The sequence below is a fragment of the Paraconexibacter sp. genome (assembly GCF_041602235.1).
Lineage (GTDB): Bacteria > Actinomycetota > Thermoleophilia > Solirubrobacterales > Solirubrobacteraceae > Paraconexibacter.
In genome coordinates, this window is record NZ_JBFIGP010000235.1 from 1 (window position 1) to 6116 (window position 6116).

At 71.1% G+C, this 6116-nt stretch carries 7 protein-coding genes; 3 read left to right on the forward strand and 4 right to left on the reverse strand.

Going from position 1 to position 6116, the window contains the following annotated elements; all coding sequences use genetic code 11:
* Positions 1–125 precede the first annotated feature (125 nt).
* The 4 genes from gatC to ABYE80_RS15875 are packed head-to-tail and all read right to left on the reverse strand — an operon-like array spanning position 126 to position 4123.
* Complete coding sequence (gene gatC, locus ABYE80_RS15860) at positions 126–410, reverse strand: Asp-tRNA(Asn)/Glu-tRNA(Gln) amidotransferase subunit GatC (RefSeq protein ID WP_372791275.1); 285 nt, start codon at positions 408–410, stop codon at positions 126–128.
* A 12-nt stretch (positions 411–422) separates the two neighbouring features.
* Positions 423–938: a hypothetical protein gene (locus tag ABYE80_RS15865; RefSeq protein ID WP_372791276.1), complete on the reverse strand. Its 516-nt coding sequence runs from the start codon at positions 936–938 to the stop codon at positions 423–425.
* A 10-nt stretch (positions 939–948) separates the two neighbouring features.
* Complete coding sequence (gene folD / locus ABYE80_RS15870; protein WP_372791277.1) at positions 949–1818, reverse strand: bifunctional methylenetetrahydrofolate dehydrogenase/methenyltetrahydrofolate cyclohydrolase FolD; 870 nt, start codon at positions 1816–1818, stop codon at positions 949–951.
* Positions 1819–1849: 31 nt separating this feature from the next.
* Complete coding sequence (locus ABYE80_RS15875; RefSeq protein WP_372791278.1) at positions 1850–4123, reverse strand: ATP-dependent helicase; 2274 nt, start codon at positions 4121–4123, stop codon at positions 1850–1852.
* A gap of 81 nt (positions 4124–4204) precedes the next feature.
* Between ABYE80_RS15875 and ABYE80_RS15880 the strand changes: the two genes are divergently transcribed.
* From ABYE80_RS15880 to ABYE80_RS15890, 3 genes are all read left to right on the forward strand, one after another.
* Positions 4205–4828: a CAP domain-containing protein gene (locus ABYE80_RS15880; protein WP_372791279.1), complete on the forward strand. Its 624-nt coding sequence runs from the start codon at positions 4205–4207 to the stop codon at positions 4826–4828.
* 236 nt (positions 4829–5064) lie between these two features.
* The gene (locus ABYE80_RS15885; RefSeq protein ID WP_372791280.1) at positions 5065–5517 is read left to right on the forward strand and encodes a CAP domain-containing protein; all 453 of its coding nucleotides are present in this window, start codon (positions 5065–5067) and stop codon (positions 5515–5517) included.
* Positions 5518–5543: 26 nt separating this feature from the next.
* Positions 5544–6116, forward strand: a 573-nt coding sequence (locus tag ABYE80_RS15890; protein WP_372791281.1) for a queuosine salvage family protein, incomplete at its 3' end; no start/stop codon positions are given.

The following is a 6116-nucleotide window of genomic DNA, read 5'->3' on the forward strand; positions in this document are numbered from 1 at the left end:
CCGAGGTCCTCGGAGGCGCTGCGCGACCGGTACAGCTCGAAGTACTCGGCGGCGTCGAGGTCGCCCGCCGCGATCGCGTCGACGGCCTGCTTGGCGGTGAGGTCGATCATGTCGGTCATCGTGGATCAGGCCTGCGGGCTGGGGACGCGGAACCCGTCGTCGGCGATGTCCGGGGCCTGCGCGAACGCGACGTCGCGCGGGAGCGACGGCTGGGGCACGTCCGGCCGCAGCGCGCTGTCGACCTCGACGACGTGCGCGGTCGGCGGCACGTCGGTGAGGTCGAGCTCCTCGATCGTCTCGATGTGGCCGAGGATCTTCGACAGCTCGGCGGCCGCCGTGGCGACCTCGTCGTCGTTGAGTTCGAGCCGCGCGAGCCGCGCGACGTGGAGGACCTGCTCGCGATCGATCATGCGAGCCGGAGGCTACGCCACCGGCGGCGCGGGCCGCGGCTCGAGTTCGGGGGCGGCGCTGTACGGCGCGTCCATCCGCTCGTCCCGCATCGTGATCCACCCACCCGCGGCACAGAGCACGACGCCCAGGAGCGTCAGGTAGGCCCCGAGCTGCATCGAGGCGAAGCTGTCCCCGAGACCTCCGTCGGGCTGGAACAGGGCCACGCGAAGGGCCGTCACGACCGCCGCGATGATCCCGAAGAAGGCCGTGGCGACCGTGACCGACATGGTCAGCCCGACCGGCTCCAGCGTGACCGTGAGGACGACGAGCGCGATCGCGAGCGCCGCGACGATCACGAGCAGGGCGACGAGCAGCCAGCCGGCCGAGGAGAAGCCCGACTCCGAGACCCGGACGACGCCGTCGGCGGCCGAGCCGCTCGGCACGGCGCCGACCGTGAGCTCCACCCAGTCCAGGAACAAGGAGGTGATCAGCACGACCGCGCCGATCGCGGCGGTGATCTCCCCCAGACGCAGACGGTGCAGGTGCATCGGCCGAACCCTACGCCGCGACGGCCGCGGCAGCCCGTGCAGCGATCAGCGTGTTCTCCAGCAGGCAGGCGATCGTCATCGGCCCGACCCCGCCCGGCACCGGTGTGATCGCCGAGGCCACCTCGACGGCCGCGTCGAAGTCGACGTCCCCCGTGAGGGTGGGCGGCGGGCCGGTCAGCCGATTCATGCCGACGTCGATGACCACCGCTCCCGGCTTGATCCAGTCGCCCTTCACCAGGTGCGCGACGCCGACCGCGGCGATGAGCACGTCGGCCCGGCGACACACCTCGCCGAGGTCGCGCGTGCGCGAGTGGCACGTCGTCACGGTGGCGTTGGCCTGCAGCAGCAGCTGGGCCATGGGCTTGCCGAAGAGGTTCGAGCGGCCGATGACGACGCACTCGGCGCCGGACAGGGAGGCCTGCGCCTCCTCCAGCAGCAGCATCGTGCCCGTCGGGGTGCACGGTCGCAGTCCGGGCATCCCGAGCGCCAGGCGACCCGCGGAGGCGATCGTCAACCCGTCGACGTCCTTGCCCGCGTCGATCCGGTTGGTGACCTCGACGCCATCGAGGTGGCCGGGCACCGGGAGCTGGCAGAGGATGCCGCTGACCGCGGGGTCGGCGTTCAGCTCGTCGATCAGCGCGAGCACGTCCGCCCGCGGCGCGTCGGCGTCGAGGCGGTGGTCGAAGCCCTTGATCCCGACCTCGGCACACGCCTTCTGCTTGCCGCCGACGTAGACCGCCGACGCCGGGTCGTCCCCGATGAGGATCGTCGCCAGCCCCGGCGGCGTGCCGTGCTGCTCGGTGAACGCGGCGACCTCGGTCGCCACGCGGGCACGGACCTTCGCCGCGACCGCCTTGCCGTCGATGATGCGAGCGCTCATACGCCCGGGCAGGCTACGCGACCCGCGACGCTCAACGCTTCTCGATCGGGGCGTACTCGGCCATCAGCTTGCGCTCCGACCCGTCCTTCGCGAACCGGATCACGACGATCCCGCCGGGCTCGACCGCGGTGACGACACCTTCCCCGAAGGCTCCGTGGACGACGTCGTCACCGGTGGCGAAGCGCGTGGCACCCCCGGCCCCCGAGCCCGCCGCGCCCCGGTCGGCCTCGATCGCGGCGGTGCCGGCCGCCGCCGATCCCCAGGACATCGCGCGCGGTCGCGTCGGGGCGCCGGAGCCGACCACCTGGCCGCCACGCATGCCGCCGTAGGATGGCTGGGGCCCCTCCTCGTCGAGCAGGTCGGTCGGGATCTCGGCCAGGAACCGCGACGGGAGCCCGTAGGTGGTGGAGCCGAAGACCGCCCGGCGCCGGGCGTAGGTCAGGTACAGGTCGCGCATCGCCCGCGTGATCCCGACGTAGCAGAGGCGCCGCTCCTCCTCGAGCGTCCCTTCCTCGACGGAGCGCGAGTGCGGGAAGACGCCTTCCTCGCACCCGACGATGAACACGATCGGGTACTCCAGCCCCTTGGCGTTGTGCAGGGTCATGAGGGTGACGAGGTGCTCGTCGTCCTTGCGGCTGTCGGCGTCAGCGACGAGCGAGACGGACTGCAGGAAGGCGCCGAGGTCGCGCTCGCCCTCCTGCGCGGTCGCGTCGAACTCGTGCGCCACCTCGATGAGCTGCTCGAGGTTCTCGATCCGGCCCTGCGCCTCGATCGTGCGCTCGGCCTCCAGCCACTCGAAGTACCCCGACTCGTGCAGCACCGCGCTCAGGAGGTCGCCGATCGGGACGCCCGTCCCTGCGCGGTCGCGCAACGACCCCATCGTGCTCATGAAACGCCCGAACGCCTTCACCGCCGCGGCGCCCAGCCCGGGCACACCGGCCGGCTCCTGCGCCGCCTCCCAGACGCTGATGCCCATGGTGTCGGCGTGCGCGACCACGCGCGACAGGGAGGTCTGGCCGATCCCGCGCCGGGGGGAGTTCACGATCCGCGTGAAGGACACGACGTCCTGCGGGTTGGCCAGCACCTGCAGGTAGGCGACCGCGTCCTTGATCTCGGCGCGCTCGTAGAACTTGGTGCCGCCGATCACCTGGTAGCCGATCTCGCGCCGGACGAGCGTGTCCTCGAGCACCCGCGACATCGCGTTGGTCCGGTAGAAGACCGCGATCTCCGCACGGGAGACGCCCTCGTCGACGAGTCGCTCGATCTCACCCACCACGAAGCGGGCCTCGGCGTGCTCGTCGTCGAGCTCGCGGACCTTGATGGGGTCGCCGCCGTCCAGCTCGGTGAACAGCGTCTTGTGCATCTGCGCCCGGTTGTGGGCGATCACCGCGTTGGCGGCGTCGAGGATCGTCTGCGTCGAGCGGTAGTTCTGCTCGAGCTTGACGACGGTGGCGTCCGGGAAGTCGTCCTGGAAGTCGAGGATGTTGCGGATGTCCGCGCCGCGGAAGCCGTAGACGGACTGCGCGTCGTCGCCGACGACCATCAGGTTGCGATGCCCGTCCTCGCCGCCCGCCAGGAGCTGCAACCACCGGTACTGCGCGTGGTTGGTGTCCTGGTACTCGTCGACCAGCACGTAGCGGAAGGCGGCCGCGTACCGGGCGCGCACCTCCGGGAACAGCTCGAGCACGTTGACCGCCCGCACCAGGAGATCGTCGAAGTCCATCGCGTTCATGCGATGCATCTCGGTCTCGTAGTGGCGGTAGACGTCCGCGACGGTCTGCTCGAAGTAGCCGCCCACGAGCTGCGCGTAGGCGTCGGCGTCGCGCAGCTTGTTCTTCGCGTCGGAGATCTGGTGATGGACGGCCGCGGGTGTGAAGCGCTTGGGATCGATGTCGAGATCGTCCAGGCACTTCTTCACCATGCGCCGCGTGTCGGCCTGGTCGTAGATCGTGAACGACCGGGTGTATCCCAACCGGGGTGCCTCGGCCCGCAGCATCCGCACGCAGGCCGAGTGGAAGGTGAGCACCCACATCGCGCGCGTCGAGCGACCGAGCAGCAACTCGACCCGCTCGCGCATCTCCTGCGCGGCCTTGTTGGTGAACGTGATCGCGAGGATCTCCCCGGGACGGGCCACCCCCGAGCGCACGAGGTGCGCGATGCGGTGCGTCAGGACCCGGGTCTTCCCCGAACCGGCGCCCGCGAGCACGAGCAGCGGCCCCTCGGCGTGCTCGACCGCGGCCTGCTGCGCGGGGTTCAGACCGGCGAGAAGGGCCGTGAGGTCGGCGGGCGGCGGCGCGTCGGGCATCGCCTTCGAGGATAGGCCCAGCGGCGGCGTGTCGGAGAACTACGGTGGTGCTCGACCGCCATTTGGTGTTACCTGTAGTACATGGGACAGGGATGGGCGCCAGGGGTGGCGGTCGCGTGCGTGATGTCGATGCTGTTCGTTCCCGCCGCCGGCGGGGCGACGGATCCCTCGAAGTGTCCGGGGGCCGATGTCCGCACGACGCCGGAGAACACCGTGCAGGCACGGGAGGCGGTGCTGTGCCTGCTCCAGCAGGAGCGGACCAGCCGCGGCCTCCCCCGCTTCGCCGTGCGGTCCTCGCTCACCCGGGCCGCCTCGGGCCACGCGCGCGACATGGTGCGCAACGGCTTCTTCAGCCACACCTCCAGCAACGGCAGGTCGCTGTGCGACCGCGTGCGCTCCGCCAAGTACCTCCGCGGCTCGAAGCGCCGCTACCACCTCGGTGAGGCGCTCGGTTACGGCTGGAACCGCAGCTCGACGCCCGAGGTCTTGACGGAGAACCTCATGCGCTCCCGCGCGCACCGCCGGCTCCTGCTGAAACGCGACTTCCGGGAGCTCGGCATCGCCCTCGTGTACGGGCTGCCCAGGCGCGATACCGACCGTCCGGGAGCGACCATCGTGCTCGACCTCGGCCGGCGCGTCGCCAACAGCTCCAAGTCGTTCAAAGGTGCCAAGACCTGCGTGAGTTCGCGCAAGAGCTCTCGCTGAGCGCCGCCTCTGCACAGGTTTCCGGGTGATACCGCCACGTCCTCGTCATGGCGCTCAAGTCCTGACCGGCAGCCAGCATCCTGCCGGGTATGGCAGGGAACCGGTTGGGGGCCGGGTGCCGGGCAGCAGTCGTGCTCGCATTCTTGATGCTCATTCACACATCGACCGCAGCTTGGGGGGCAAGCTCGGCGTCATCATCGTCGTGCACGGGAGCAACGGCATCAGCATCGAGCGACATGGGGAAGGCGGATCTCGTGAAGGTCCGCAAGGCGGTCGCGTGCCTGGTGAACCAGGAGCGCAAGAAGCGCCGGCTGCGGGCCTACCGCGAGAACTACCGGCTGCGGCGCGCCGCGCTGCGACACAGCCGCGACATGGTGCGGCGGTCCTACTTCGCCCACCGGTCGCCGGGAGGCTCGACGGCCGACATGCGGATCCGGCGCAGCGGCTACATGCGCAAGGCCCGGAGATGGTCCGTCGGTGAGGCGCTCGCGTGGGGCAACGGGGACGAGGCGAGCCCCAAGCGCCTCGTGGCGGCGTTGATGAAGAGCAAGAGCCACCGTTCGCTGCTCCTGGACCGCAACTTCCGCGAGGTCGGGATCGGCGTCGTGCTGGGCGCTCCGGTGGCACGCGACGGAGGCCCGCCGGCGCTGACGCTGGCCCTCGAGTTCGGCATCACGAAGCGCCGCTGAGCGTCGGGCCGCGTACGCTGCGGCCCGTGAGGTTCTGCGACGCGATACGGGCGAGCTGCGCGCAGATCGCCGCCTCGGCCCAGGCCGTCCGGATCGACCCGGACGGCCTCGAGCGCTTCGCGACGGTCGAGCGCATCGACCCGGTCCCGCTGGACCCCGAGCGCCACCACCTCGACGGTCCTCCCGAGGAGGTCGCCCGCTACCTCCTCACGCTCGACACGATCAACTTCGGATCCGGCTGGTTCCCGACGCTCCGCAAGCGCGTGGACCGCGCCGGGCGCCCCGTGTCCGGGTACTTCACGGTCGCCTGGGGGCTGGCCGACCGGTTCCGTGCGGCCGGAGCCTGGAGCAACGACGAGCTGCGGGCGATGCGGACGGAGACGATCGCGGACGTTCTCGGACAGCGCCCGGACCACGAGCTGATGGCGCTGTACGCGCAGGCGCTGCGCGACCTCGGACGGTTCCTCGGTGACCGGGACGTCCTCGCGGTCGTCGCCCAGGCGGGTGGCTCGGCGGACCGTCTCGCCCGTGCGCTGGCGGAGGGCATGGCCCTGTTCGCCGATCCCGGGTTCGCCAAGCGGGCGCAGATCGTGCCCAAC

Coding starts and splice junctions, on each gene's coding strand:
- gatC (WP_372791275.1), bottom strand. CDS start 410: ATGATCGATCGCGAGCAGGTCCTCCACGTCGCGCGGCTCGCGCGGCTC.
- ABYE80_RS15865 (WP_372791276.1), bottom strand. CDS start 938: ATGCACCTGCACCGTCTGCGTCTGGGGGAGATCACCGCCGCGATCGGC.
- folD (WP_372791277.1), bottom strand. CDS start 1,818: ATGAGCGCTCGCATCATCGACGGCAAGGCGGTCGCGGCGAAGGTCCGT.
- ABYE80_RS15875 (WP_372791278.1), bottom strand. CDS start 4,123: ATGCCCGACGCGCCGCCGCCCGCCGACCTCACGGCCCTTCTCGCCGGT.
- ABYE80_RS15880 (WP_372791279.1), top strand. CDS start 4,205: ATGGGACAGGGATGGGCGCCAGGGGTGGCGGTCGCGTGCGTGATGTCG.
- ABYE80_RS15885 (WP_372791280.1), top strand. CDS start 5,065: ATGGGGAAGGCGGATCTCGTGAAGGTCCGCAAGGCGGTCGCGTGCCTG.